Annotated in this window: 1 protein-coding gene; it reads left to right on the forward strand. The window is 36.1% G+C overall.

Features of this window, described 5'->3' with window-relative positions; translation table 11 throughout:
- Positions 1 to 208: hypothetical protein (locus tag ABOA88_RS24185; protein WP_440128017.1), on the forward strand; the 208-nt coding region annotated here is incomplete at both ends.

Consider the following 208-nt stretch of genomic DNA (forward strand, 5'->3'; position numbering starts at 1 on the left):
CAAAATCATCTATCATTACCATTGTTATCTTAAAGTTAATGGGAACGTGGAATGCTTATATTTGGCCAAACTTAGTTGCTCACGAGGAATATCGTTTAGTAACTACATGGTTAAGAGGTTCATTTATTGACCAAGCAGAATCAGGCGTAGGTCGCCCATTATTAAACTATCAAATGGCTGCAACAGTAATTGTTACAGTACCGTTATT

The sequence above is a fragment of the Pseudomonas sp. PKS genome (genome assembly GCF_051913525.1).
GTDB lineage: Bacteria > Pseudomonadota > Gammaproteobacteria > Pseudomonadales > Pseudomonadaceae > Aquipseudomonas > Aquipseudomonas guariconensis_D.